This window comes from Nibribacter ruber (assembly GCF_009913235.1).
GTDB classification, from domain to species: Bacteria; Bacteroidota; Bacteroidia; order Cytophagales; family Hymenobacteraceae; genus Nibribacter; species Nibribacter ruber.
Genome location: NZ_CP047897.1, coordinates 1,613,400 through 1,637,966 on the forward strand (window position 1 = coordinate 1,613,400; position 24,567 = coordinate 1,637,966).

Here is a 24,567-nt window from a genome sequence, read left to right on the forward strand (position 1 = left end):
GTGTTACCGCTCCATTGCCCGCTGCCTTAGAAGTATTTAAAACCTAAACTACCTCAGTGCTCCGGCCCTGACACACCTATCACACTCTATTACAGTATATGAAAATCAAGCACATCGTTTACACTCTCCTGATTCTGGGTTTTGGAGCCTTGGTATATTATAGAATTTCGGCAAACAAAGAATTGGCAGGTGCAGGCGGCGGCCCAGGTGGCAGTGGAAAACCGGGTGCCGGCGGTCCCGGAGGTGGGAAAGGCGGCCCAGGTGGCGGTGGCGGAATGCCCATGCGCGTGAGCGGCATAGTGGTAGCCCCGCAGCAATTCGCCAACTCCCTGCAAGTGACCGGTTCCATTGAAGCCAATGAGCAAGTAGAGATCAGAGGCCAGGTTTCTGGTTTGGTGCGCAGCATCTCGTTCCAGGAGGGCAGCAATGTGAGCAAGGGCCAGACTCTGGTGAAAATTGACGACTCTGAACTACGTGCCCAACTGGCCCAGGCACAGACTAAACGCTCACTTACCGCAGAAAATGAGCGCAGAGCCCGCCTCTTGTTGGAAAAAGAAGCCATCAGCCGGGAAGAATATGACGTAGCCCGCGCCGACCTCAGAACTGCCCAGGCTCAGATTCAACTCATTCAGGCCCAGATTGCCAAAACCACCATCAAAGCGCCTTTCTCAGGTAAAGTAGGTTTACGCTCTATTTCGGTGGGTTCTTTCCTGTCGCCAGAGACGGTAGTCGCCAATTTGGTGAGCATCAATCCTATAAAAATCTCGTTCTCAGTGCCTGAAAAATACGCCAACTCTGTGCGTACCAACACGCAGATTCAATTCACGGTGGCGGGTTCTAATGAGAAATACACGGCTACGGTATACGCCATTGAGCCCGGCATTGAAGCCACCACCCGCACATTGCAGTTGCGCGCCCGGGCCAACAACGCCAACGGCGAGCTACGTCCAGGTTCCTTTGCCAACGTAGTGCTGCCCCTTACCACTATCAATGACGCCATCTTAATCCCTACGGAGGCCGTGGTACCGGTACAGAACGGCAAGAAGGTGTTTGTCTCTGAAGGCGGCAAGGCCAAGGAAGTCATGATTGAAACCACCACCCGTACAGAAAAAGAACTTCTGGTTACCTCTGGTTTAAGCGCCGGCGACACCGTGCTCACCACCGGGGTCATGTCCTTGAAAGCGGGAAGCCCCGTGCGTGTAGCCATAGCCAAGAACTAAATCATTTCAGCATATGAGTTTATCCACCACCAGTATTAAACGGCCGGTTTTTACCATCGTGCTCAACTTGCTCCTCATGCTGTTTGGGGTGATTGGGTACACGTTTCTGGGCGTACGCGAGTATCCGTCCATTGACCCGGCCATTGTGTCTGTGCGTACCAGCTACTCTGGTGCCAACTCAGACATCATTGAATCCCAGATCACCGAACCCCTGGAGAAAGCCATCAACTCCATTGACGGTATCCGTAACATTTCCTCTACCAGTAACCAGGGTTCCAGCAACATCAACATTGAGTTCAACCTGGAGAAAAACCTGGAAGAGGCTGCCAATGACGTGCGGGACAAGGTATCACAGGCCGTAAGAAGCTTGCCAGATGACTTGGACTCGCCGCCGGTGGTGTCCAAAGCCGATGCCGACTCTGAGCCCATCATCACCATGACCGTGCGCAGTGCCACCCGTGACGCTCTGCAACTGTCAGACTACGCAGAAAACGTAATTTCCCAGCGTCTGCAGACCATACCCGGCGTGAGTAGCGTCCAGATCTGGGGGCAGAAACGCTATGCCATGCGCCTGTGGCTGGACCCTATGAAACTGGCTTCTTATGGCTTAACGGTGTCTGACGTACGCACGGCCCTCAACCGCCAGAACGTAGAATTGCCCACCGGTAAGGTAAGCGGCAGCAACACAGAATTAACGGTAAGAACTCTGGGCAACTTGTCCAATCAGGAACAGTTCAACAACCTGATCATTGCCTCTGAAGGAGAAAAAATCACCCGTTTCAGTGACATTGGCCGCGCTGAGTTAGGACCAGAGAACCTGGAAACCAAGATGACCGAATCTGGCACGCCCATGGTGGGCATGGCCATCATTCCGCAGCCGGGAACCAACTACCTGGAGATTGCCGGCAACTTCTATGAGCAATTTGAAAAACTGAAGACTGAACTGCCCAAAGACCTGGAGCTGGACATTGTCATGGACAACACCGTCTTCATCAAGAAATCAGTGACTGAGGTGGCCGAGACCATTTTGATCGCTTTGATTCTGGTAATTTTAATCATCTACCTGTTCTTCCGGGACTGGGGCATCGCGTTCCGACCTTTGATTGATATTCCGGTGTCTTTGATTGCCACCTTCTTTATTATGTACCTGGCGGGCTTCTCCATCAACGTACTCACGCTTTTGGCCATCGTGCTAGCTACCGGTCTGGTAGTGGATGACGGTATTGTGGTCACGGAAAACATCTACAAAAAGGTAGAGGAAGGGATGTCTCCTATTGAGGCGGCCATCAAAGGTTCCAATGAAATTTTCATGGCGGTTATCTCCATCTCCATCACGCTGGCGGCGGTGTTCTTGCCCGTGATTTTCCTGGAAGGCTTTGTAGGCCGACTGTTCAGGGAATTTGGCGTGGTGATTGGGGCGGCGGTATTGATCTCTGCCTTCGTGTCTTTGACCTTGACCCCTATGCTGAACGCCTACCTGATGAAAGGCGGCGAGCAGAAGAAATCCAGGTTCTACAACTGGACCGAGCCTATGTTCCAGCGCATGAACTCTGGCTACGCCGAGGCGCTGGCTGGTTTCATGAAACGCAAGTGGTTGAGCTTCCCTATTATTCTGGCGTGTCTGGGCATGACGGTGCTGTTCTATAACGTCCTGCAAAAAGAAACCGCTCCCTATGATGACCGAAGCATGCTACGCGTGTCTGCCACTGCCCCAGAAGGTGCCTCTTATGAGTACATGGACCGTTTCATGACCGAATTATCTGCCCTGGTAGATGACTCTATTCCGGAGAAGCAGGTGAACCTGGTGATTACTTCGCCGGGCTTTGGTTCCAGCTCTGTGAACAGCGGTATGATGCGCATTGCCTTAAAACAACCAGAAGAACGGGAGCGCACTCAGAAAGAGATAGCAGACCACCTGTCTAAGCTTACCAGAAAATACCCTGAGGCCCGAACCAACGTCATTCAGCAGCCTACCATCTCAGTGAACCGCCGCGGAGGCCAGCCTATCCAGTACATCATTCAGGCGCCTAACTTTGAGAAACTGCAGGAGAAAATCCCGTTGTTCATGGAAGCGGTGAGCCAGGATCCCATCTTCACGCAGGCAGATGTCAACCTCAAGTTCAACAAGCCTGAGATCAACATCACCATTGACCGGGAGAAGGCGCAAAGCCTGGGCATCTCGGTGATTGACATTGCCCAGACCTTGCAATTATCTTTGAGCGGACAGCGCTTCGGGTATTTCTTGATGAACGGCCGTCAGTACCAGGTCATGGGTCAGTTTGACCGCCAGGACCGCGATGACCCCATGGATTTGACGTCTTTGTTTGTGCGCAGTTCTACTGGCCAGTTGATTCAGTTGGACAACCTGGTAACCATGGAAGAACGCAGCAGCCCGCCCCAGTTGTATCACAACAATCGCTACCTCTCAGCCACGGTGTCAGCGGGACTGGCGCCGGGTAAAAGCATTGGGGATGGCATTGAGGCCATGGATGCCATCAAAGAAAAAGTGTTAGATGAGAGCTTCTCCACAGATTTGGGCGGTGAGTCCCGTGACTTCGTGGAAAGTGGGTCCAATACGTCCTTCGCCTTCGGCCTGGCTTTGCTGTTGATCTACCTGATTCTGGCGGCGCAGTTTGAGAGCTTCATAGATCCGTTCATCATCATCTTGACGGTTCCTATGGCGGTGGCCGGAGCCATGCTGTCCTTGTGGCTGTTTGGCCAGACCTGGAACATCTTCAGCCAGATTGGCACCATCATGCTCATTGGCCTGGTGACCAAGAATGGTATTTTGATTGTGGAATTCGCTAACCAGCTCAGGGAGGAAGGCAAGCCTAGAATGGAAGCCATCTTAGAAGCCTCTGAAGCCCGTCTGCGCCCTATTTTAATGACGTCGCTGGCCATTGCCCTGGGTGCTTTGCCTATTGCCCTGGCCTTGGGAGCAGCGGCGCAGAGCCGGATGGGCATGGGGATTGTGATTGTGGGCGGTACCATCTTCTCCCTCATCCTTACCTTGTTCATCATTCCGGCTATCTATTCCATGTGGTCTAAGGAGCGCAAGCACCATCCAGAGTTTGACCATATTGAAGAGTACGAGCAAGCCGTGGCCCATTAATTTTCTGCATGATATCTCATTCAATGACACTATATAAAAAAGGGGTCTTTGCCTTGGCGCTGCTTCTCGGTTTTCTGGGAGCAGGCCAAGCCGAAGCCCAGGAACTACTCACGCTGGAAGACGCGGTAAAGATTGCCCTGGAGCGCAACTACAACATCAAGCTGTCTGCCAATGACACAGAGATTGCCAAAAATAACGTAAGCCGGGGCAATGCGGGCATGTTGCCGGCGGTGACGGGTACCATCACCAACAACAACACCCTCCAGAACAGCTCCCAGACCCGGGCAGACGGGCAGGTGAATGAAGTGAACTGGGGCCGCGGCTCCACCCTGAACTACGGCGTAGGCCTGACCTGGACCGTGTTTGATGGTTTTGCCATGTTTGCCCGCTATGAGCAGCTGCAGGAACTACAGAAACTCGGCGAAGCCAATCTGCAGCAGGCGGTTCTTACCACCGTAGGCGATGTGATGGGCACTTACTTTGAACTGACCCAGCAACAGGCTCAGCTACAGGCCTATGACACCGCCATTGTCATCTCCAGACTACGCGTAGAAACCGCCCGAAACCGTTTTGAGATTGGCAAGGCCGCCCGCTTGGAGCTGCTCAACGCCCAGGTAGACTTTAACACAGACACCACCAACCTGTTACGCCAGAAGAACCTGTACAGGAACACCCAGATACGTTTGAACCAGATCATGGCCCGCGATGTAAATGCTACCTTTAGGGTCACGGATAATTTTGACATTGACGGCAACCTAACATTGGGGCAACTGTCTAACCAGGCGCAAGAGCAAAACCCCAGCGTAAAAGCGGCCATCCTGAACAGGCGCATTGCTGAACTGCAAGCCGACCAGGTACGGGCAGCCCGTCTCCCTACCGTTAACCTGAACACGGGCTACAACTTCAACCGAAACAGATCTGCCCTGGGCTTTAGTACTTTGTCTACAGGCAACGGACTCAACTATGGCGCTTCGGCTTCAGTGAACATCTTCAATGGGTTTAACCAACGCAGAAACGAGCAAAATGCCAGCATTCAGGTACAGAGCGCGCAGCTGCAGATTGAACAGGTGAACCAAGAGATATCAGCGCAGCTGGCAGCGGCCTATCAGACGTATTTGACCAACCTGACGCTGGTGCGCCTGGAAGAGAACAACCGCCGCATAGCCCGCCAGAACCTGGACATTACCCTGGAGAAGTACCGCCTGGGCAGCATTACCACGGTAGAAGTGCGCGATGCCCAACTCAACTACGTAAACGCCACCGTGCGCTACAGCAATGCCCAATACCAGGCCAAGCTAGGTGAAATTGGCCTACGGGAGATCGCCGGCAACCTGACCTTGTAAAACCGTCTACATTCTGAAAACCGTTTTTAGGCTATTTCCAAGAAAACAACCCAAAAACGATAAACCAAATAAAAAGCCCCAGCGAAAACGTTGGGGCTTTTTATTTACGCTATGGCCTTGTGAGCTTCTCTTAGTTGCTTCACACGTTCTTCAAACAGCGGCGGAGTTTCTTCCTTGGCCGCCACTTCATCAAACAGCTCCATAAGTTCTGGCTCATGCGTGGCACGCGCGGTCTTGCGCACGTCTATGTACACAAACTTCGTCCAGAGGACGGCCTTCAGCTTTTCCTTTTTCTCATCCAACATCACGTGCTCCACTAACATGCTGGAATCTGACACCGCTCTGATGCTGGTTTGAATGGTCACCAACTCCCGTACCATTGCAGGGTGCAGGTACACGATCTGGTTCTGGCCCACCACCCAGGCGCGACCGGTCTTCCGGAAGAAGGCGTGAATGTCCAATCCATAGGCTTCCTCTACCTGGTCTTCGCGGGCGTTCTGGAAGTAGTTGAGAAAGGCGCTGTTGTTCAGGTGCCCAAACGGATCACAATGGTCAAACCTTATGCGGGTCTGGCTTTCTAAGACCACAGGTCTGGGGGAAGTGGCTGATTCTATCATAGTTCAAAGGATAAGGCTAATTATAATTATATTGATTAAAAATCTCCTAGTTCTTGCTGCAGCCAGCGCTCCAGCTGTTGCAATACCGTTTGCAGCGGTCCTGAGTCATTGTAGGCTTTCCCTAACAGGATACCCCCTTCTACCGTGGCCACCACAAACGTGGCAATGTGCTGCGCATTGGCCGCTGAGGCGAAAACACCCTGCGCCTGACCCAGTTCAATGAGTTTGTACACGCCCTTGTGCAATCGGTTCAGCACCACTACCACGCGCGCATGCAAGGCCGGCTGGTTGTCATCTGCCTCTACCACCGTGTTGAGCACGGGGCAGCCACCCGCCAGAATTGGATGGGACAGGTACGTACGGTAAAAGTCAAGGAGGGCTCTTAGGCGGTTGCTGGCCAAGTCATGCGGCGCCATGGCCTCGCCCAACCGGTCAATGATGATTTGCGCAGCATATTCAAAAGCCTCTACTGCCAGTTCTTCTTTACTGGCAAAATGCCCATACAAGCAGCCCTTGGTCACGCCTGTGGCCTCTATCAAGTCCTGGTACGAGGTGCCAGCAAAGCCCTTTTGGTTAAACAACACTGCTGCCTGCTCTATGATGTGCTGGCGGGTTTGTTCTGCTTTGGGGGTTAATGGCGCTTTCATGGATACAAAATAAACCATTTGGTATATTTTATCCAAATCGATTTATAAATGTATTCAAGGCATGAGTAGGCTTTTGAAGAACCTTTCCTTTTGCGTCCCCCTTCGGAGGGGGGCAGGGGAGGATGGCGGGGCCCGCGCCTTGAGTCAAAGTGCCGTCTATGGCGTGGATTTGCTTCCCTGGTCTTCTGCCGTGCGCTTCCGTTGGCCGTTCCTGAGCTATGCCGCTTGTTCCGGTGCCCTTATGCTGTCTTGTTGCATTTTATCTGCTAAGCGCTCGCGGCCGCGAGGCCCCGTCTTGCCCCCTCGCGCTGTACCAGCTTGCCTCCTCTGCGTGGATGCTCCTTTGGTGGCCAAGCTGCTTCTGCCTTGTAGTGGTCGCCGTTCTAACCCGAGGCGGCAACCTGCTTAGGCGACTCGACGGAAAGACTGGAACTGGTACGTTTAGTAAAGGCCTTGGCCTAACGCACCAATTCCCCCCTTGAGGGGGGCGAAGGGGGGGGTTACAAAAGCAGATGAAATCAATTGACAATCAGCAATTGATAATCAACAATCCTTCATTTTTGGGCTGATTTCTGGGAAATAGGCTAAAAACGAGTGGTGCAGTTGAAGCGTTCCCTTCATCCATATAAATACTGGACGCAGCTGCATCTGATAACATCTCCCTGCTTAACAACGCAAGCCAGAAGCCTTAGCAGAATCATGGTCTTGTGCAATGACCAGCGTCATCCACCATAAAGCAGTTGCTCATTCATCTGGTCAAGGAGGTCGCCTACCTTGTGCGCAGTTTCAGGAAACCTGAGGCCTTACCAAGTAATTTGAACACCATGGCAACTCCTTCTCCGCATTCCTTCCACATCCCGGTTATGGGACTGGCTTTTTCCATAGATTCTCCTTTAAAAGTAGCGCGGTACGGCATTTCTTCGGTGCTGTCTCTGGCAGATGACCGCCTGCTGGAAGAAATGCGGCAGTACTATGCCGCGCTGTACCAAAAAACCTTTACTCCCATTTCTGATAAAACAGAAGACTACCGCGCCAAACGTGTCACAGCCTACTTAAACCTGGTAGACATGCTGGTGCAGGAGCAGCTGGAAAAAGTAAAGGCCGAAGAATTTGCCCCCGGCACGCAGCTCACCAAGTACTTTGAGATGCTGCCAAACGCTTCTCCCCTGCGCGTGCTGTATGACCAGATGCTGCAGACCACAGACGAGCCCTACCGCCAATACCTGCAAGACCAGCTGCGCGAGGCCCTGGTACCGGGGAGCATAGACGTGAACATCATGACCAAGGTGGACAAGACCAACTATGCCGCAGACGGTTCAGCGCTTCCTTCAGAATACTCAGACGCACTGGCGGCCCTACGAGGCTTTGCCAACAGCACCTTGCGTTCCTCTATCGTGTTTTCGGCGGGCATGAACCCAAGGCTGTTTGGCTATTTGGAACAGTTTGCGTGTTTTCAGCCGGATGCTCAGGGAAATTTGGAGAAGCAGGTCATCATCAAAGTCAGCGATTACCGGTCTGCGGCGGTGCAGGGAAAACTATTGGCCAAGAAAGGCATCTGGGTTTCTGAGTTCAGGATTGAGTCTGGCTTGAACTGCGGCGGCCACGCCTTCGCTACTGACGGCTTGCTGATGGGCCCCATTCTAGAGGAATTCAAGACCAACCGCGACAACCTAGCCACTGAGCTTTGGACGATGTGCCAACAGGCGCTCCAGACCAAGGGCGTGGCGACACCTACGCACGCACCTCAGCAGCGCATCACGGCGCAGGGCGGCATTGGCACAGCTGCCGAGCATAAATTCTTATTAGAACATTACGGATTAAACGCCACCGGCTGGGGCACCCCGTTCCTGCTGGTGCCAGAGGCCAGCACCGTAGACGCGCTCACCTTGACCCAACTGGTGAATGCCACGGCCAAAGACCTGTACCTGAGCCCCATTTCACCGCTGGGTGTGCCATTCAACGCTTTGCGCAGTACCACCAGCGAACAGCTTACCCAGGCGCGCATCGCTAAAGACAAACCTGGCAGCCCTTGCATCAAAAAGCACTTGGTTTCCAACACAGAGTTCGGCGAAGAGCCGCTGTGCACGGCTTCCAGAAAATACCAGCGCCGCAAACTTGACCAATTACAACAGCAGGACCTGGCCCCGGCGGTGTTAGAGGCAGAAAAAACCAAGGTTCTGGCCAAGGAATGTCTCTGTGAAGGACTGGCCAACTCGGCTACATTGCTGTACAACCTGGGCAAGAAAGCGCTTAGTCGGCCCGTGGCCATTTGCCCTGGGCCCAACCTGGCGTTCTTCTCCGGTATCTTTAAGCTACAGGAAATGGTAGACCATATCTATGGCCGGTTCAACGCTCTTAACCAGACCTACCGGCCGCATATGTTCATCAATGAGCTAAAGCTGTACATAGACTACTGGACGAATAAAAAGGCCGAACAGCTGGAAACCCTCACCGACAAGCAGGAAAAATACCTCCAGACCTTCTGGCAGAACCTGCGCCAGGGCATACAATACTACAAGGAGCAGCTGCCCACCCTTTTCAGCAAAGATGAACTGGAGCGCCGCGTGCTCATGCTGGAAGAACTACTGCAAGCCGAAGACCAATTGCTGGATGCCGCCCTGGTACGCGTTCGCTCATAATGGACAAGATACGACTCACCCGCCGCTTCACGTTTGAAGCCGCGCACGCCCTGGCCCATTATGACGGTGCCTGTCGGCACGTTCACGGCCATTCTTATAAGCTGGAGGTGACCGTGCTGGGCCAGCCGTTGCAGGAAGAGCAGCATCCCAAAAACGGCATGGTCCTGGACTTCGGGGATTTGAAGAAACTGGTGACGACGCACGTACTGGAGAAGTTTGACCATGCCCTGGTTTTGCTCCAGGACAGCGCCCCTGCCCTGATTGAGGTACTCCAGCACCAGGGGCATAAACTCCTGCTTACTCCCTGGCAACCCACTTGTGAGCACATGTTGCTGTATATAAAGGAACAGCTGTTGCCGCATCTGCCCCAAAACGTTTCCTTGCACAGCCTAAAACTCTGGGAAACAGAAAACGCCTATGGTGAATGGCACGCCGCTGACAATCTCTAAGGCAGCTCATAAAATAAATCCCGTCCGTTTTTGGGTTGTTTTCCAGAAAACAGGCCAAAAACGGACGGGATTTATCTTGAACTGATGAAATAGAAAATTGCGCTTGAATTAGGCCTGCACTGGCTGAGAGGATTTTAAACGAAAAGGTAAAGTCAAATTCATTCAAACAATCGCTCAGGTTTGCTTAGTCTAAATGCAGCGTGAAGGTTGTGCCCACATTCAATGCACTGTCTATTTCAATGTGGCCCCCCAAAGATTCTACGTGAGTTTTCACGAGGAAGAGACCAATGCCCCGCCCTTCAATATTTCTATGGAAGCGTTTGTACAGCGTAAAGACGTCATCCCTCACCTTGTTTAAGTCCATGCCAGAGCCGTTGTCCGCGAATTGGATGATGGTACCGCCCGAGGCAGCGGCCTCGCAGAAAATGGAGACTTCCAGCGGCCTTTCCTTTGACCGGTACTTGATAGCATTGGACAGCAGGTTGTAGACAATGCTGTAGAGATACGCCTTCTTGGCAGCCAAAGTATAATTTTGGGGAATCTGCACCTGCACCGTACCGCCGCAATTCTGCAAAGACTCTTGCAAGCTGGAGATGACCTGCTGGCATACGTCTGCTAAGCGCACAGGCTCCTTTTCTACCGTGTCCTGGTTGTCTTTGATGGAGAGAATCAGGTTGATGTCTTTGATGATGGTGTCCAGTTGAAACACAGAAGACTTTACCTGGCTTACCAAAGGATCAAAACCAGCATCTTCTTTCTTCAGGCGGCTCAAAAGGTTGGAAAGGCCCAGCGCATTGGCCACCGGCCCCCGTAGGTTATGGGACACGATGTAGGTGAACTGCTGCAGGTCGCGGGTTTGGCGGTAGAGGTCTTCGGTGAGTTTTACCAGGTCCAGTTCCTCTTTTTTCTTGGAAGTGATGTCTTTGGCAGATAGGGCATACTGTTCTACCGGGCCGTTTGCGTTGGGAACGGGCACTATCTCCAGCGCCCACCAGTGGTTGCCTAGCACTTGCACCTCTTCTGAGACCGGCTTGCCCGCCTCTAATTGCTGCTGCAGTTTTTCCAGTTCAGCAGAGGCAGCCCCTAGTTCCTGCCAAAGGGCAGCCAACGGTTGACCGGGCACGGCAGTGTCTGCCATCTGCCGGAAGGCCTCATTGGCCCACTGCACCTGAAACTGCCCGTCCAATAACAGAAAGCCTTGCGCCAAGTGGGCCAAGACGATGGCTTCAGGGGATTCAGATTTCTTATAAGACTCAAGGTCTGCCCCTCCTTCTTCTTCAGGAAGTAAAGGCAAGCCAGAGGGTATGGGGGATGGTTTAATAATCATGTGTACGAGTGTATCCTATATGCCCATTAAAGGCAAGCAGTTTGCCTACTCCCTATACAGCCGCTTCGTTTCTGGCTCTTTAGCAAGTCAAGATAAGGTCTACCAAAAGGAGGCAGCGCCAACACCATCACTTTGAAAAAAATGCCACTATTACCGTAATTGCTGCAGACAAAGCAGCCATTACCAGCTAAAATCTTCCTGGGCTCAACGGCATACGCTTGGCTAATTACCTAAATAAAACTTTTACAACAAACCTTCTTTCGCTTTTCATACTTAATTACAAGTTTTATAAAACAAAATACACCTCAAAACACCTATCACCCTATAATTTTGGATTGCAATACAAATCATTCAGTTTATATACTTGCATTTTAACCACATCCACTTATCACCGCCTTTACTATGTCATGAAAGCTAGGCACCCAGCCTTTTACCACCTTCCATACTGGTTGCATCCAATTTTAATAATCCATACTGCGCTAATGTAAACTACAGAAGCAAAACTAACCAGAGACCATCTTCTCGTTTTTGGCCTATTTTCAGCAAAACATGCTAAAAACGCACGTACCAGTTATAACTGATACTATTGATTGAAAGGCAGAATGCAACACATGAAAGAAATCAATTTTAAAGCCCCTATTAGACAAATTACCGCATTCACTCTATGAATTTGCCTATTAATTGCACTTAGTGGTTTTTGTATTTGACACTTCAAACAATTACCAATTAGGGCAATGCATTATGAACTAATCTAGCTAGCTTTACATTTCACTACATTAACTATTACCTATATCGGATTCCATACTTTTACTTTTATCTCTCATTAGTATCCAATTTTTAATACCAGAGAATGCTTCTGACGCTAGGACAGAAGAAAATCCCCGTGAAAGAAGAATCTATACTTGAAGCTTTATACCAGCTGTTTTCTGAATGCAGAGAGGCTTATGATGCGCACCATTACCCTGTAAGTGACATAGAGCTGTACGTGGAGGAGGCGGTGAAACTTTTGGAAAACTGGCTCTTGCTCAAACCGCAGGATGCCAAGCTTACCCGGCGTACCTGGGCCCTCCTAAAACTGGCTCAGCAACAAGGCAAAGCCCTTCCTCAGGAAGAAGCAAAGGAACATTTGGCAAGGGAGGCCAGTGTTTCGCTGGAGCTTTTCCTGCAGTTAAAGAGCGGGTAATTCCAGCATTTGCCTGGAAACCTGCCCGCCAGAAGGACTACCTGTTTGACAGAACATCATTATGAAACTTGAATTACCCTATAGCAATTAAGCGGCTAATTTTTACCTTGTATGGCACTACTTACTTGCTTTACCCATATCAAACATTTTATACTACTTTTTTCATAACCAAGTACCTACATGCAGCACCCCCCTTCAAGTAGTCAATTGGCCCAACTTAGCAAACTTACCAGAGACCTCTTCTGCAGCATTGACCAGGACGGACAAATTATTTTTGTCAACGAGGCCTGCTTTCCTATGCTTGGTTACAAGCAAGCAGAGATGCTGGGAAAAACCTATTGCTCCTTTCTGGCGCCTCAACAGGCAGCAGATACCATAGAAATTGTGCAAGGCCTTCTGTCAGGCAAAGACATGGCTTCTTCGTCCAGCCCTTTCTTAAAAAATCATTTACTCCATCAATCAGGGAGGCCGGTTCCAGTAGAATGGACCTTGGTTTGGTCAGCCCAGGATAGCGCCTTGTACTGCGTAGGACGTGACATTTCCCTGCAGCAGGAAGTCAAAGAGCAGTTACGCCGGCAGAACCAGATGCATCAGGTTCTGGCCCAGCAAGGCGCAGACCTATTGGCCCTGCTAGACCAGAATGCTATTTTCACGTACAGCGGTGGCTCCACAGACAAAATACTGGGCTATGCGCCAGAAGACCTAGTAGGCAAAAGTGTGTTTGACATTCTGCACCACCAGGACGTGCCCATAGCCCAAGAAGCCCTGCAGCAGTTAAGCCAAAACAAGCAAGTTCATATTTCTGACATAAGGATTAAAACCAGCACCGGGGAGTACAAATGGCTGGAAGCCACTGCTACCAACTACCTGGATCACCCGTATCTGAATAGCCTGGTGCTCACCTCCCGTGACGTGACGGAGCGTGTCATGAGCAAGCAGCGGCTTCAGGAAAGAGAGCAGCATTTCAGGTCATTGTTTGACAACAGCCCAGATATGATTGTCTTTGAAAGCAAGGATGGGAAGATTCTGGACGCCAATCCCGCTTTTCTGCAATATTTTAACCTTACCAAGGAAGAAATCCTGCATTGTACGTTCTCCCAGTTTTTACCTGTAGAGGCAGCTGCGCAATGCCAGGGCTTTCTACAGCAAGCCGCAGGTGGTCAGAACGTATCCTTTACCTTAGAGGCAGACATTCCACCGTTTGGCTTGAAAGTGTTTGAAGTATCCAAGCTTCCGGTAGTGCAGCCAACGGGTATTACCGGGGTATACTCTGTTTTGAAAGACGTCACAGATAGGGATTTGGCCCGTCAAGAGCTGGAGAAACTTTCATTGGTGGCTAGCAAAACCACCAATGGCGTGGTCATCATGAATGCTGAGGGATTAACAGAGTGGGTGAATGGCGGCTTCACCTACCTCACCGGGTACACGGCAGAAGACATCCTTGGTCAGCGGCCGGGCAACCTGTTGCTTGGCAAGGACACAGATGCCGTTACGGTTTTCCATATGAGGGAGAAAATGACGCAGCCGGTGCCGTTCTCCGTGGAAATCCTCAACTACAAGAAGACTGGTGAATCTATTTGGTTCAACATTGATTTCACGCCCGTCCTCAATGACAAAGGCGAGATCATCAAGCACATTGCCATCCAAACGGATATCACCTACCGGAAGGAAGTAGAGAAGGAACAGATGCTGCTCACGCGTGAGTTGTATGAACAGAACCGCGATCTGCAGCAGTTCACCTACATTGTGTCACACAACCTGCGGGCGCCGGTGGCCAATGCGCTGGGGCTGGCGGCGCTGCTGCTCAATCTGGAGAAAGACACAGCCATCTTCAATGAATCCCTGGCCAAGCTCAAAACCAGCGTGATTCAGATAGACAGCGTGTTAAAAGACCTCAACCTGATTCTTTCCATTCGGGACCACAAAAACACCAGCGAGCAGCAGAAGGTGAACCTGGCCCGGCAATGCCAGCAGATGGCAACGGCCTTACGGGAACCGCTAGAATCCAGCCAGGCCACCTTGATTACTCAGGTGCCAGAAGACCTGTGCGTAAATGGCAATGAGGCTTACCTGTTCAGCATTTTCTACAACCTGCTGTCCAATGCTATCAAGTACCGATCGCCAGACCGGGCCCTGCAGATTGAGGTGAAGGCAGAACAGAAGGAAGGTGGTCAGACTACGGTCTCTTTTACAGACAACGGGCTGGGTTTTGACGTGAAAAGAGTGGAGCCGCATCTCTTCAAGCTGTACAAGCGTTTCCATAAAAACGCAGAAGGCAAAGGCATTGGCCTCTTTCTTGTGAAAACTCACGTAGAATCCATGGGCGGCCAGATAGAAGTCTTTAGCGAAGTGAACAAAGGCACCACCTTTCTTATTCACCTTAAATAGCCTGATATGAAATTTTGCATCATAGATGATGATCCTATCAGTATTTTCCTGACACAGCATTTGATTGCGGCCAAAGGCGTCACAGACACAGAAACGTTCCAGTTTGCCGAAGAAGCCGTCCACTCCCTCCTACACCGCCCGGTGGCCCAAGCCCCGGACATCATACTGCTGGACCTGAACATGCCCGTCATGAATGGCTGGGAAGTGATGGACGCCCTGGCCCCGCTGGTGGAGGAATACGACCACCATTGCCGGATTTACATTCTCACTTCCTCATTGGACCTCTCTGACTCTACCCGGGCAGAGCGCCACCCGCTGGTGAGCGGTTTTCTACACAAGCCCATTACCGAAGATGACATTGAAGTGCTGCTGGCAGAGAAAGTAGAGTAAAGCTTTGCTTCTTTACTAGGTACCATTGTCCAATGATGAAGGCAGTCGTTCTTTCTGGGGAGGATTCGTGAACGCCTGCGCGCCGTCTTTAAAATAACAATGGACGTTCTCATTGGGGACGGCACCTACCTGACTGGTGTAAAACAAGAAAGCCCCGTTGTTTCCAACGAGGCTTTTGTTGCAGAGAGAGAGGGATTCGAACCCCCGGACCCGCAAAGGTCAACGGTTTTCAAGACCGCCGCATTCGACCACTCTGCCATCTCTCTAAATGTGATACAAAAGTAAGCCTTGCACCGGTATGAGTCAAGAGCTAGACAAAAAAAATCTCACTTTTTTACGTACCACCTCACTTTTTAAGCCGCAACAAGAGTCTGCCCTGCAGATTGCTCAAGTAAAACTTGCCCTTCTTTTTCTCGGCCTGGAGGCTGGTAATTTGCAGCGCCCAGGCCACCCGCTCTCCTTCCTCCCTGAAGAACAACTCGTTAGCCGGCAATTGCCTGGGCGCACCATATTGTTTGGCTTGTCCTTTGTGCACCTGCACTAGGCTGTCCAATGAAAAACGCGCGGTCTCCTGCCTAAACATAAACTGCACTTCATTGGCCTTCTCGGTCACCACCATCTTGAGAACTTCCTGCCCAATTTTAAATTCTTCCTCCCGTTGGTCTCTTATGAAGGAGTAATCGTCTAAGCTGACCAGGTAGTCATAGCCTTGAATGAGCTGCACTTCTGCTTTGTTGGCATTGAGAGAGAAATAATTGGCATCCATCGCCTCGGTGCCCTGGGGCATACGCGTGTATTCCAGTCCCATGAGGGCCAGCACATCAGTGGTGAACGGTGCGCGTAATCCATATTGGGGCCTGTCTTCAAACAAGGAGTCCAAGGGGGCGCCAAACCAGGACCGCACAGAGGCGTATTGGTGCATCTCGCCTAGGTATTCTACAATGGAGGTGATCTCAGCGGCCGCTGAATCTGGAACGGGGGTCTTCACTTTCTGTACCTGGCCGTTTACCAGCAATTGGTGGCGGGTCATGATCGTTTCCAACCGGCTGGTCTGGCTGCGCTGCGAGACGGAGAACGCGCCCCAGGGCCCAAAAGCGGCTAGAAAGGCAATGGCACCCAAAGTCATGGGAATGAACTTGATGTTTTTCTGCCGGCTCCACAAAAAGTACACGGCCACCGCCAACAACCAAAGCGCCAGTGCCAGCACAATGTACCTTTTCTCCGTGATGCCATAGTCGCGCACGCGGCGCCAGATAGCCAGCAGCAGGAGAATCAGAAGCGGAAACAGGGCCCGGTAAAACCATTTGGCGAAGGTCCTGATCCAGCGGTTGCCTTCTGTCTCCCGCACGGGATGAATCAACAGCAAGGAGAAAATGCCTGCCGTAGAGAAGCCCAGCACCAGGTAGCTCACCCAGCCGCGCGGCCATTCCCACTGCACCAGAATTTTGCCCATGTACGCGTACAAAATCACCAGGTATAGGGTCACCAACGGCAGGAGCACAAACTGCGTGAACAGCTTTAAGCCTTTGGGGTAATCAGTGACGCGCTCCAGGTCATTGGGGTTGGGCACGCCAGCCAAGAAGAACCAGGTATTGAAAACGCCCACCATGAAGATCCACAGCCTAGAATATACCTTAGAGCTGATTTCTATGTCAAACAGTTGGTCAAAGGCCAGAATAGCCAGCACCAGCCCTAAATACAGCACGGCAGAATAGAGCGCCGCCGTGAGCAGCCGCAGGAAAAGGCTTTTGTTGAACTGCCAGAAACCGTTTTCTATGCCTCGGTTCAGGAAGGCGGCAAAGGAAGCCGCCAGGTGCAGGGCAATCATCAGGAGCATGTACCGCATGACCTCTTTAAAGGCAGGCTCCGGCGGCAGAAACAGATAATACCCCGTTAACAGCGCAACTCCCAGCGCCATGAGCAACCAGCGCAGCCTGGGGTGGTTGCCCTTTCTTTCTGAGTACAACTCCAGCACGAAGAACAGTATCAACCCCAGCGCCGAGACGATGGCCAGCTTAGGCAGAATGCTCTCCTGCCGGCTATTCCGTTCTATGATGAGCCAAACCACGGTGGTGCCCGTAAGGGCAGACAACAGCGTGAACGGAAAGCGCAGGAAGGTCTGGTACGCGGCTAAGGCAATTTCTTTGAGGGGCAAACGGGGCAGGGCCATGCAGGGAAAATCTGTTTTTGCCCTGATTTCAGGAAAATAGCCCAAAAACGCAAATCCCTAGCGTTTCTCTTTCTCCAGCCGCTTGGTAATGGTGTCAATGCTGATGTTCACCTCAAAGCCCAGAATGAGGATCATGCAGACAAAGTCCAGCCAGATCATCAGACCAATGAGGGCGCCAATGGAGCCGTAGAACTTGTTGTAGGTATCAAACTTACTGATGTAGAGCGAGAACAGCATGGACACCAGAAAGATGAGCAACGTGGCCACCACAGAACCCGCGCTCACAAACGGCCACTTGTCATGAATGGCCGGCACGTAGTAATAAATCATGGACGTGGCCAGGAAGAACAGCAGAATCACGGCCACGTATTTGAGCACCACAATCAAGGTATAGGTAAAAGACTCTGTGACGATCTCATAGAACACCAGAATGTCCAGAATGTACGTCCCGAAGAAGATGGCACTGATACTGATGAGCAAGATCACCGCCAGGGCCACAGTCAACAAAGTGGCAATCACGCGCTTGCGCAGATAGGTCCTGCGTCTAAAGGTCTTGTATTTCTTATCAAAGGCGTCCATGAGGCTCATGATGCCGTTGGTGGACAAGACCAGCGCAAACAGAAAACCGAAGGAAAGCAAGCCCCCGCGCGGCGTGTTCACAATGTCTTCAATGGTCTCGGCGGCAGCCAGGTAAATCTCCTGGGGCATCACGTCGCCTAAAAACTGCAGAATGTCCTGGTCCAGGTGCCCTACCGGAATGTAGGGAATGAGCGTAAACAAAAAGATGATGGTAGGAAAGATGGCCAGCGTAAAGTTGAACGCCATATATGATGCCCGCTTGGTGAGAGAGTCCAGCTTGAGCTCGTCTATCATCACCTTGATGACATGGTAGACGCTTACCCTGCCCTCCATAAAGCGCAGTTGCTTTAAGAAGACGATGAACCTGCGGTAAGGTCTGGATCTGAGAACGGTCTGGGACAGGTTCATGCTTAAAAATGTCCGTCCAGTTTCGCGTGAATCCCCTCTGGGATGGCCGTGGGCCTGCCGGTTTTCATGTCCACGAACACCATGGTGGTCTCCCCTATGTTCAGGAGCTCCTGCGCCTCATTGTAGACCTCGTACTCAAACTTGATGCGCGTGCCCTTGGGCTTTTCCTTGACCAGCAGTTTGATGGTGAGCATGTCATCATAGCGTGCCGGACGTATGTACTTGCAACGCATCTCCAGCACGGGCATCATCACGCCGTCGGCCTCCATCTCTTTGTAATGGATGCCCAGCCGCCGGAACGTCTCGGTGCGGGCTACTTCATAATACGCGCCGTAGTTGCCATAGTAGACGTAGCCCATCTGGTCGGTCTCGGCGTAGCGCACCCTTATCTGTACCTCTGATTCAAACACGTTCCTGTCTTCTTAAGCGGTGAGTTACTGTCCGTTTTTAGCATGTTTTGGGTAAAACTGCCCAAAAACGGGGTTGGTGATTACAAGTATACTAGAAAGAATGGAAATGCGATATTGTTTACTGGAACCTATGCGGGTTGGCGGGCAATTCTTCCTTTGGGTTATAGGCGGCCTTCAAGAGGCGGGCATATTCTTCTACCGTCTCTGAGAACCCGATGGTTTTGCGCCGCTCGTTCACTTTCTCTGGGTTTTCAATGGGCCAGATGGCCATAGTCCCGTCTTTAGTGACCATTGTGTTGGCCTGGGTGCCGTAGATTTGTTTTTTGCCCTGGAACATGAGCAACCGGTCTTCCATCATGGCAGCCAAGGTCTTGCTGGCCTCGCCTTCTTGCGCCAGTTTCTTCATCTGCGGAAGGTAGGTTTCAATCACCTTCAGGGGCGAATGCTGGATGACGAAGAAAATGCCTTCGGCGGCCTTCTGCCCTACCTTGCTCTGCGGCAGCCAACCGTACTGCTTTAAGATGGTGAGCACTTTGGCCTGGTTCACAGAATCTACTTTTTGCATTTTCTGAAAGAACGCATTTCTATCCTCTTCCTTCACCTCAGAAAATCCCTCACGCACGGCCTGGTCAGAATCTAGTATCTGCTCCAACTCCACCCGCAACACCTCATACGGAATCTGTTTTTCTGACTTGGTCTGGGCACACCCGGCGCTCACTAGCAACACGCCTACACAAAACAAAAACGCACGGTAAAGATGCTGCATGCAAATGGGTTTGAAGGAAACAAAAAATCCGTTTTGGGCTGTTTTCCAGAAAACAGCCCAAAAACGGGAAATACCTTATTTCATGATGTTGCGCTGGGTAAGGGCGGCCTGGTAGCGACGGGCGTTGCGCAAGTGCTCTTCCATGGTGGTGGCAAAAGCGTGGTAGCCAGAGAAATCCTCCTTCGCGCAGAAGTACAGATACTCTGTTTCTTCTGGGTTTAGAACGGCCTCTAAAGAAGAGATGGCCGGTAGGTTGATGGGGCCCGGCGGCAGGCCTTTGTACATGTACGTGTTGTACGGCGAGTCTTTTTTCAAATGCACGTTCAAGACGCGGCGTATGCTAAAATCGCCGTTGGCGTACACCACCGTTGGGTCTGCCTGCAAGGCTATGCCACGCTCCAGACGGTTCAAATACACACCGGCAATCTTAGGGCGCTCATCTGCGTGAATGCTTTGCTCGGCCTGCACGATGGAGGCTAGAATAGAGACTTCGGTTTTAGAAAGGCCTACGTCCTTGGCTTTGGCCTCACGCTCCTTGGTCCAGAAGTTGTCATACTCCTTTTTCATGCGTTCCATCATCTGCTCTGCCGGCGTGGTCCAGTACATCTCATAGGTGTTGGGGATGAACATGGTGAGGATGGTGGTAGTGTCAAAACCCAGCTTCTTGGTAAACGACGGGCTGTTGAGCAATGAGTCAATCTCAGCGGGCGTGGCGTTGATGAAGCCGCTCAGCTTCTGGGCCAGGTCTTTCTTGAGGCGCACGTTGGTGTACGTCAGTTTAACGGGATCCTGGTTGCCAGACCGAAGCTTGACAATCAGATCATAGTTAGTCAAACCGTCTTTCAGCTCATACCGGCCGGGCTTCACCAGTTCTGGGTAGTCCATCAGTTTGGCCATGAACCGCAAAGACAGCTTGTCTACAATCACTTTCTTGGAGTCAATGGAATCCATGACCTGCTCATAGGTAGCCCCTTTGGGAATGAGCACATACACGGGCTCTCCCTTGTTCTCTACGTTGGGCGTGTACACAATCTGGTACGCGTAGTAGGAGAAGCACACAAACAGGAACATGAGAAGCACCAGCGCATATGTCCAATTGCTGGTTTTCTTGGGCGTACGGGACCTTCTTGGTCCGGGCGTAGCGGGCGTATTTAATTCTGACATAGACTGCAAAGGTACAAATTTAATGAGTGATTGAGTGATTGAGTGATTGGGAGAATGGGGAGTCACCAAGCGGAAGCTAACCAAGCTAGTCCGCTTTTAAGCTGTTTTCTGGAAACTAGGGTAAAAACGCAACATCACGTTTAGGCGTATGTTCAATCTAATTTGATTCTGCAATGGAGCAAACCAACTTAAACCGAATAGCTTTGTGAAAGGCAGAGGTTGCCACAAACCCATTCACTCAATCACTCATTCACTCAATCACTCATTAAAATGGCACAGGCTACCTTCCTGAAGATTCACCCAGACAACCCGCAACCCAAAGCCCTGGCCCAGGTAGTGGAGGTTTTGAAAAAAGGCGGATTGGTGATTTACCCCACAGACACTATTTACGGCCTGGGCTGCGACCTGCACAACGTGCGCGCCGTGGAACGTCTCTGCCAGCTTAGGGGCTTGAACCCGGCCAAGGCGCAGCTTTCCTTTGTCTGCAATGACCTGACCAACATCTCTGAATACGCCAAAATCTCCACCCAGACCTATAAGGTGATGAAAAAGGCGTTGCCCGGTCCTTTCACCTTTGTGTTGGAAGCCAGCAGCAAAGTGCCCAAGATTGGCGGCGTGAAACGCAAGACCGTGGGCATACGCGTGCCAGACAATAACATCTGCCTGACCCTGGTCACCGAACTGGGCAACCCCATTGTGAGCACCTCCATTCATGACGAGGACGAAGTAGTGGAATACACCACCGACCCAGAACTGATCTATGAAAAATACCGCAATTTGGTAGACCTGGTCATTGACGGCGGCTACGGCAACAACATACCTTCTACCGTGATCAACTGCGAGAATGATGAGTTTGAAGTCCTTCGCGAGGGGGCCGGAGACATTGAGGACTTTTTATAGTCTGGACTACCAATAGTCTAGTCCTGAGTCTTTTTTAACGGGAAGGCCCGCAGGTCAAACCTGCGGGCCTTCCCGTTTTTGGCTTGTTTTCTGGGAAACAAGCCAAAAACGGATTGAATTATTGGGGGACTGTTGTCAGGAATTCGGTTAGGTCTTCTATTCTGAAGGGTTTGGTGAAGTAGCCGTCGGCGTTGAGTTGGAACGCTTTCTCTACGTCATCTTTTTTCCTGGAAGAGGAGAGCATCACCACCCATGGTCTCTTTTTGAGGTGAAGCAGGTCTAGCTGCCGTAAGAACTCAAACCCGCCCATCACCGGCATGCTAATGTCAACCAATAATACAGAGGGGAGCAAGGGGTGGTAGTCTGGGGCGCCAAAATGGCTCTGAATAAAAGTAAGCGCCTGCTTTCCGTTACGGGCGGTGCAGAGGTTTTCAGCTAAGCTGCTGTTCTTTAAGACGCGGTGAGCGAGGAAGGTGGCCGTGGGGTCGTCCTCGATGAGCATGATCAAATCTAACTTTTTCATTATTACTGCTACGGTAGGGAAGGCAGGAATCAAGCCGACTGATTTGGTCAGCTTCTTCTTACCTCTTCTTAACGGAGCGTTAACGTATGAAATGGGAAAACATCCATCCGTTTCAAAAAAAGATCCAGATTTTTTCTGTTTCAGGACTCAGGGCTATGAGCCTGCTCCGCAGGCTTCTTATGTTTCCAGCGTTTGTGGGACCAGAGGTAGTCAGATGGGTTGGCTTCAATCCATTGTTCCAGCTGGCGGGCGAAGGTGTGGGTGACGGGGTGCTGCTTGCTTTCTATTTTTTCCTGCAGGGGCGGGAAAAGCTCTATAAACTCAATTTCAAAGTAGCCTCTGCGCTGGTGTTTCATGCCCACAAAAAACACCGGATACCCAAACGATTCGCGCAGCTTGTCTCCGCTTACATAAAAAGCGGTGTCTTGGTGCAGGAACGTGGTCCAGTACTGGATATGGCCGTACGGCGGTACCTGGTCGGCTAGCATGGTGAACAGCCTGGGCTGGTTTTTATGCCGAATCATGTGCCGGAGCGTGTCCTTCATGGGAATCAATTGGATGCCGAAGCGGCTGCGCAGAAACACCATGAACGCCTCAAAGAAAGAACTGCTCAGAGGCTTGTACACCCCGTCAATGGGAAAGTCAAACCGCAGATTCCCCGCCGCCGACATGATCTCCCAGTTGGCCAGGTGCGCGCCCATGGCAATAATCTGGTGGCCTTGCTGTAGATAGGCCTCGGCCTTTTCATTTCCTTTGAAGGTAACGCGCTTCTGTAGTTCCGCAGGTGAGATAGATACCATTTTAAGGGTCTCCACAATTACATCGCAGAGGTTCTGGTAGAACTGCTTTTCAATCTGCCGGTGCTCCTGCTGCGTTCTGGCGGGGAACGACCGCTCAATGTTCTGTCGCACCACTTTCTTCCGGTAGCCAATCAGCTTGTACAACACGCCATACAAGAACGTAGAAAAGCCATACAGCACCCAGAATGGAAGCAGGGAGATGCCCTTCAAAAGCCACCAGAGCGGCAGTTGACTGGGCTTGAGTTTAGGCCGGGTGCGAGTGAGAGCGGGTAAGGTTTTGATAAGATTCCGGAAAAAGAGGCCAAAAACGCACGGGCGCCCTGGCATTCAGACAATAATTATCTTCGAAAGTAAGGATTACGCGCCTCAACCCCAAACAGATCCGCCGTTAAGTGAAGTGACAAACCTGCCTTTGTAGCGGAAGCCAAGCCGTTGAACGCCCGCCAAAACCACAAAAACCAGAAGGCCGCCTGCTTTTAGAGCGGCGGCCTTCTGGTGCGTTTGAAATCAAACTTATACTTTCTTAAACATCCCAGACAGGATTTCATACGAGCGCAGCCTGTCTTTGGGCTCATAGATATTGGAGGCCACCATGATTTCGTCTACCTGAGTTTCATCTAAGAAGGTCTGCAATTCACTTTCTACAGTGGCCGGACTGCCTACAAAAGAATAGCGCAGCATTTGTTGCACGGCGTAGCGTTCAGAGGCATCCCACAATCCGTCCATGCTCTTGACGGGTGGCAGCATGCGTTTGCCAGTGCCGCGCACTACGTTCAGGAAGGATTGGTACAGTGTAGTGGACTGAAACAAGGCTTCTTCATCGGTGTCTGCCGCAATCACGTTCACGCAGGCAATGGCGTACGGCTCTTTCAATTTGCCGATAGGCTGGAAGCTTTCACGGTACATGTGCAGGGCAGCCTTTAAATGCGAAGGCGCAAAATGGCTGGCAAACGCATACGGCATTCCCAGAATGCCGGCCAGCTGCGCACCAAACGTACTAGAACCCAGAATGTATATGGGCACGTGGGTACCCTCGCCGGGGACGGCGCGCACCTTGGCATTGGGGTCCACATCCCCCAGATAATCACGCAGTTCCACCACGTTGTTCGGAAATTCATCTACGGTGCCCCGCAAAACCCGGCGCAGAGCCATGGACGTGCCTTGGTCGGTACCGGGCGCTCGGCCCAAGCCTAAGTCAATTCTGCCAGGATACAGACTTTCCAGCGTCCCGAACTGCTCTGCCACCACCAAGGGCGCGTGATTAGGCAACATGACCCCACCGGAGCCTACGCGTATTTTGGAGGTAGCGCCGGCCACATGGCCAATCAAAACCGCAGTGGCTGAACTAGCGATGCCCACAAAATTATGGTGCTCAGCCATCCAGTAGCGTTGGTAGCCCCATTTCTCTACATGCTGCGCCAGTTCTATGGTGTTTTTAAACGAGTCTGTGGGAGTTTGGCCTTCGCGCACGGGCACCAAATCCAGGACAGAAACCGGTATATCACTTAATTTTTTATTCGCCATAACATCTA

20 protein-coding genes and 1 tRNA gene are annotated in these 24,567 nt (G+C 51.5%); 9 read left to right on the forward strand and 12 right to left on the reverse strand.

The features are described from left to right. The first annotated feature begins 98 nt into the window (after nucleotides 1-98). Genes GU926_RS06840 through GU926_RS06850 form a run of 3 tightly spaced genes read left to right on the forward strand, consistent with a single transcriptional unit; the run spans nucleotide 99 to nucleotide 5,675 of the window. Nucleotides 99-1,220, forward strand: coding sequence for an efflux RND transporter periplasmic adaptor subunit (locus GU926_RS06840; protein ID WP_160690293.1), 1,122 nt, complete (start codon nucleotides 99-101; stop codon nucleotides 1,218-1,220). Between the two features lie 13 nt (nucleotides 1,221-1,233). Further along, entirely contained in the window at nucleotides 1,234-4,332 is a 3,099-nt protein-coding gene (locus GU926_RS06845) for an efflux RND transporter permease subunit (protein WP_160690295.1), read from the forward strand. Nucleotides 4,333-4,385: 53 nt separating this feature from the next. Then, nucleotides 4,386-5,675, forward strand: a complete 1,290-nt coding sequence (locus tag GU926_RS06850) for a TolC family protein (RefSeq protein WP_232058458.1) — start codon at nucleotides 4,386-4,388, stop codon at nucleotides 5,673-5,675. A 104-nt stretch (nucleotides 5,676-5,779) separates the two neighbouring features. Here the strand turns inward: GU926_RS06850 and GU926_RS06855 are convergent, their stop codons facing one another. Continuing rightward, nucleotides 5,780-6,292 (reverse strand): acyl-CoA thioesterase, encoded by a 513-nt coding sequence (locus tag GU926_RS06855; protein WP_160690299.1) that lies wholly within the window; start codon nucleotides 6,290-6,292, stop codon nucleotides 5,780-5,782. A gap of 35 nt (nucleotides 6,293-6,327) precedes the next feature. Beyond that, complete coding sequence (locus GU926_RS06860; RefSeq protein ID WP_160690301.1) at nucleotides 6,328-6,939, reverse strand: TetR/AcrR family transcriptional regulator; 612 nt, start codon at nucleotides 6,937-6,939, stop codon at nucleotides 6,328-6,330. An 824-nt stretch (nucleotides 6,940-7,763) separates the two neighbouring features. Between GU926_RS06860 and GU926_RS06865 the strand changes: the two genes are divergently transcribed. Both GU926_RS06865 and GU926_RS06870 read left to right on the forward strand, forming a co-directional pair. Beyond that, complete coding sequence (locus tag GU926_RS06865; protein WP_160690303.1) at nucleotides 7,764-9,578, forward strand: nitronate monooxygenase family protein; 1,815 nt, start codon at nucleotides 7,764-7,766, stop codon at nucleotides 9,576-9,578. Next, nucleotides 9,578-10,027: a 6-pyruvoyl trahydropterin synthase family protein gene (locus tag GU926_RS06870; protein WP_160690305.1), complete on the forward strand. Its 450-nt coding sequence runs from the start codon at nucleotides 9,578-9,580 to the stop codon at nucleotides 10,025-10,027. The genes GU926_RS06865 and GU926_RS06870 overlap by 1 nt, the downstream gene beginning before the upstream one ends. Before the next feature lie 184 nt (nucleotides 10,028-10,211). Here GU926_RS06870 and GU926_RS06875 read toward each other — a convergent pair whose 3' ends face one another. Continuing rightward, the gene (locus GU926_RS06875) at nucleotides 10,212-11,354 is read right to left on the reverse strand and encodes a sensor histidine kinase (protein ID WP_160690307.1); all 1,143 of its coding nucleotides are present in this window, start codon (nucleotides 11,352-11,354) and stop codon (nucleotides 10,212-10,214) included. A gap of 850 nt (nucleotides 11,355-12,204) precedes the next feature. Between GU926_RS06875 and GU926_RS06880 the strand changes: the two genes are divergently transcribed. From GU926_RS06880 to GU926_RS06890, 3 genes are all read left to right on the forward strand, one after another. Beyond that, the gene (locus GU926_RS06880) at nucleotides 12,205-12,537 is read left to right on the forward strand and encodes a hypothetical protein (RefSeq protein ID WP_160690309.1); all 333 of its coding nucleotides are present in this window, start codon (nucleotides 12,205-12,207) and stop codon (nucleotides 12,535-12,537) included. Nucleotides 12,538-12,717: 180 nt separating this feature from the next. Beyond that, nucleotides 12,718-14,925: a PAS domain-containing sensor histidine kinase gene (locus GU926_RS06885; protein ID WP_160690311.1), complete on the forward strand. Its 2,208-nt coding sequence runs from the start codon at nucleotides 12,718-12,720 to the stop codon at nucleotides 14,923-14,925. 6 nt (nucleotides 14,926-14,931) lie between these two features. Beyond that, nucleotides 14,932-15,315, forward strand: coding sequence for a response regulator (locus GU926_RS06890; protein WP_160690313.1), 384 nt, complete (start codon nucleotides 14,932-14,934; stop codon nucleotides 15,313-15,315). A gap of 181 nt (nucleotides 15,316-15,496) precedes the next feature. On the opposite strand, the gene GU926_RS06895 is transcribed toward GU926_RS06890, so the two are convergent. The 6 genes from GU926_RS06895 to mltG all read right to left on the reverse strand — a co-directional run bounded on the left by GU926_RS06895 (nucleotide 15,497) and on the right by mltG (nucleotide 20,812). Beyond that, nucleotides 15,497-15,581: transfer RNA gene (locus tag GU926_RS06895), tRNA-Ser, on the reverse strand. 80 nt (nucleotides 15,582-15,661) lie between these two features. Next, on the reverse strand, nucleotides 15,662-17,485 hold the full coding sequence (locus tag GU926_RS06900; RefSeq protein WP_160690315.1) for a DUF4153 domain-containing protein: 1,824 nt from the start codon (nucleotides 17,483-17,485) through the stop codon (nucleotides 15,662-15,664). Between the two features lie 57 nt (nucleotides 17,486-17,542). Continuing rightward, the gene (locus tag GU926_RS06905; protein WP_160690317.1) at nucleotides 17,543-18,472 is read right to left on the reverse strand and encodes a YihY/virulence factor BrkB family protein; all 930 of its coding nucleotides are present in this window, start codon (nucleotides 18,470-18,472) and stop codon (nucleotides 17,543-17,545) included. A gap of 2 nt (nucleotides 18,473-18,474) precedes the next feature. After that, a complete protein-coding gene (locus tag GU926_RS06910; RefSeq protein WP_160690319.1) occupies nucleotides 18,475-18,882 on the reverse strand; it encodes an acyl-CoA thioesterase in 408 nt (135 codons plus the stop codon). Between the two features lie 118 nt (nucleotides 18,883-19,000). Next, a complete protein-coding gene (locus GU926_RS06915) occupies nucleotides 19,001-19,648 on the reverse strand; it encodes a DUF6624 domain-containing protein (protein WP_160690321.1) in 648 nt (215 codons plus the stop codon). 75 nt (nucleotides 19,649-19,723) lie between these two features. After that, complete coding sequence (mltG, locus tag GU926_RS06920) at nucleotides 19,724-20,812, reverse strand: endolytic transglycosylase MltG (protein ID WP_160690323.1); 1,089 nt, start codon at nucleotides 20,810-20,812, stop codon at nucleotides 19,724-19,726. Nucleotides 20,813-21,082: 270 nt separating this feature from the next. On the opposite strand from mltG, the gene GU926_RS06925 reads away from it, so the two are divergent. Then, nucleotides 21,083-21,712 (forward strand): L-threonylcarbamoyladenylate synthase, encoded by a 630-nt coding sequence (locus GU926_RS06925; RefSeq protein ID WP_160690325.1) that lies wholly within the window; start codon nucleotides 21,083-21,085, stop codon nucleotides 21,710-21,712. A 118-nt stretch (nucleotides 21,713-21,830) separates the two neighbouring features. Here GU926_RS06925 and GU926_RS06930 read toward each other — a convergent pair whose 3' ends face one another. From GU926_RS06930 to GU926_RS06940, 3 genes are all read right to left on the reverse strand, one after another. Beyond that, nucleotides 21,831-22,235: a response regulator gene (locus GU926_RS06930; RefSeq protein WP_160690327.1), complete on the reverse strand. Its 405-nt coding sequence runs from the start codon at nucleotides 22,233-22,235 to the stop codon at nucleotides 21,831-21,833. A 140-nt stretch (nucleotides 22,236-22,375) separates the two neighbouring features. After that, a complete protein-coding gene (locus tag GU926_RS06935; protein ID WP_160690329.1) occupies nucleotides 22,376-23,245 on the reverse strand; it encodes a lysophospholipid acyltransferase family protein in 870 nt (289 codons plus the stop codon). Nucleotides 23,246-23,548: 303 nt separating this feature from the next. Further along, nucleotides 23,549-24,559: an LLM class flavin-dependent oxidoreductase gene (locus GU926_RS06940; RefSeq protein ID WP_160690331.1), complete on the reverse strand. Its 1,011-nt coding sequence runs from the start codon at nucleotides 24,557-24,559 to the stop codon at nucleotides 23,549-23,551. Nucleotides 24,560-24,567 lie beyond the last annotated feature (8 nt).

What these genes read in the sequence shown, in the direction of transcription:
- GU926_RS06840 (WP_160690293.1), top strand. Translation starts at nt 99, where the DNA reads ATGAAAATCAAGCACATCGTTTACACTCTCCTGATTCTGGGTTTTGGA.
- GU926_RS06845 (WP_160690295.1), top strand. Translation starts at nt 1,234, where the DNA reads ATGAGTTTATCCACCACCAGTATTAAACGGCCGGTTTTTACCATCGTG.
- GU926_RS06855 (WP_160690299.1), bottom strand. Translation starts at nt 6,292, where the DNA reads ATGATAGAATCAGCCACTTCCCCCAGACCTGTGGTCTTAGAAAGCCAG.
- GU926_RS06860 (WP_160690301.1), bottom strand. Translation starts at nt 6,939, where the DNA reads ATGAAAGCGCCATTAACCCCCAAAGCAGAACAAACCCGCCAGCACATC.
- GU926_RS06865 (WP_160690303.1), top strand. Translation starts at nt 7,764, where the DNA reads ATGGCAACTCCTTCTCCGCATTCCTTCCACATCCCGGTTATGGGACTG.
- GU926_RS06870 (WP_160690305.1), top strand. Translation starts at nt 9,578, where the DNA reads ATGGACAAGATACGACTCACCCGCCGCTTCACGTTTGAAGCCGCGCAC.
- GU926_RS06875 (WP_160690307.1), bottom strand. Translation starts at nt 11,354, where the DNA reads ATGATTATTAAACCATCCCCCATACCCTCTGGCTTGCCTTTACTTCCT.
- GU926_RS06880 (WP_160690309.1), top strand. Translation starts at nt 12,205, where the DNA reads ATGCTTCTGACGCTAGGACAGAAGAAAATCCCCGTGAAAGAAGAATCT.
- GU926_RS06885 (WP_160690311.1), top strand. Translation starts at nt 12,718, where the DNA reads ATGCAGCACCCCCCTTCAAGTAGTCAATTGGCCCAACTTAGCAAACTT.
- GU926_RS06890 (WP_160690313.1), top strand. Translation starts at nt 14,932, where the DNA reads ATGAAATTTTGCATCATAGATGATGATCCTATCAGTATTTTCCTGACA.
- GU926_RS06900 (WP_160690315.1), bottom strand. Translation starts at nt 17,485, where the DNA reads ATGGCCCTGCCCCGTTTGCCCCTCAAAGAAATTGCCTTAGCCGCGTAC.
- GU926_RS06905 (WP_160690317.1), bottom strand. Translation starts at nt 18,472, where the DNA reads ATGAACCTGTCCCAGACCGTTCTCAGATCCAGACCTTACCGCAGGTTC.
- GU926_RS06915 (WP_160690321.1), bottom strand. Translation starts at nt 19,648, where the DNA reads ATGCAGCATCTTTACCGTGCGTTTTTGTTTTGTGTAGGCGTGTTGCTA.
- mltG (WP_160690323.1), bottom strand. Translation starts at nt 20,812, where the DNA reads ATGTCAGAATTAAATACGCCCGCTACGCCCGGACCAAGAAGGTCCCGT.
- GU926_RS06925 (WP_160690325.1), top strand. Translation starts at nt 21,083, where the DNA reads ATGGCACAGGCTACCTTCCTGAAGATTCACCCAGACAACCCGCAACCC.
- GU926_RS06930 (WP_160690327.1), bottom strand. Translation starts at nt 22,235, where the DNA reads ATGAAAAAGTTAGATTTGATCATGCTCATCGAGGACGACCCCACGGCC.
- GU926_RS06940 (WP_160690331.1), bottom strand. Translation starts at nt 24,559, where the DNA reads ATGGCGAATAAAAAATTAAGTGATATACCGGTTTCTGTCCTGGATTTG.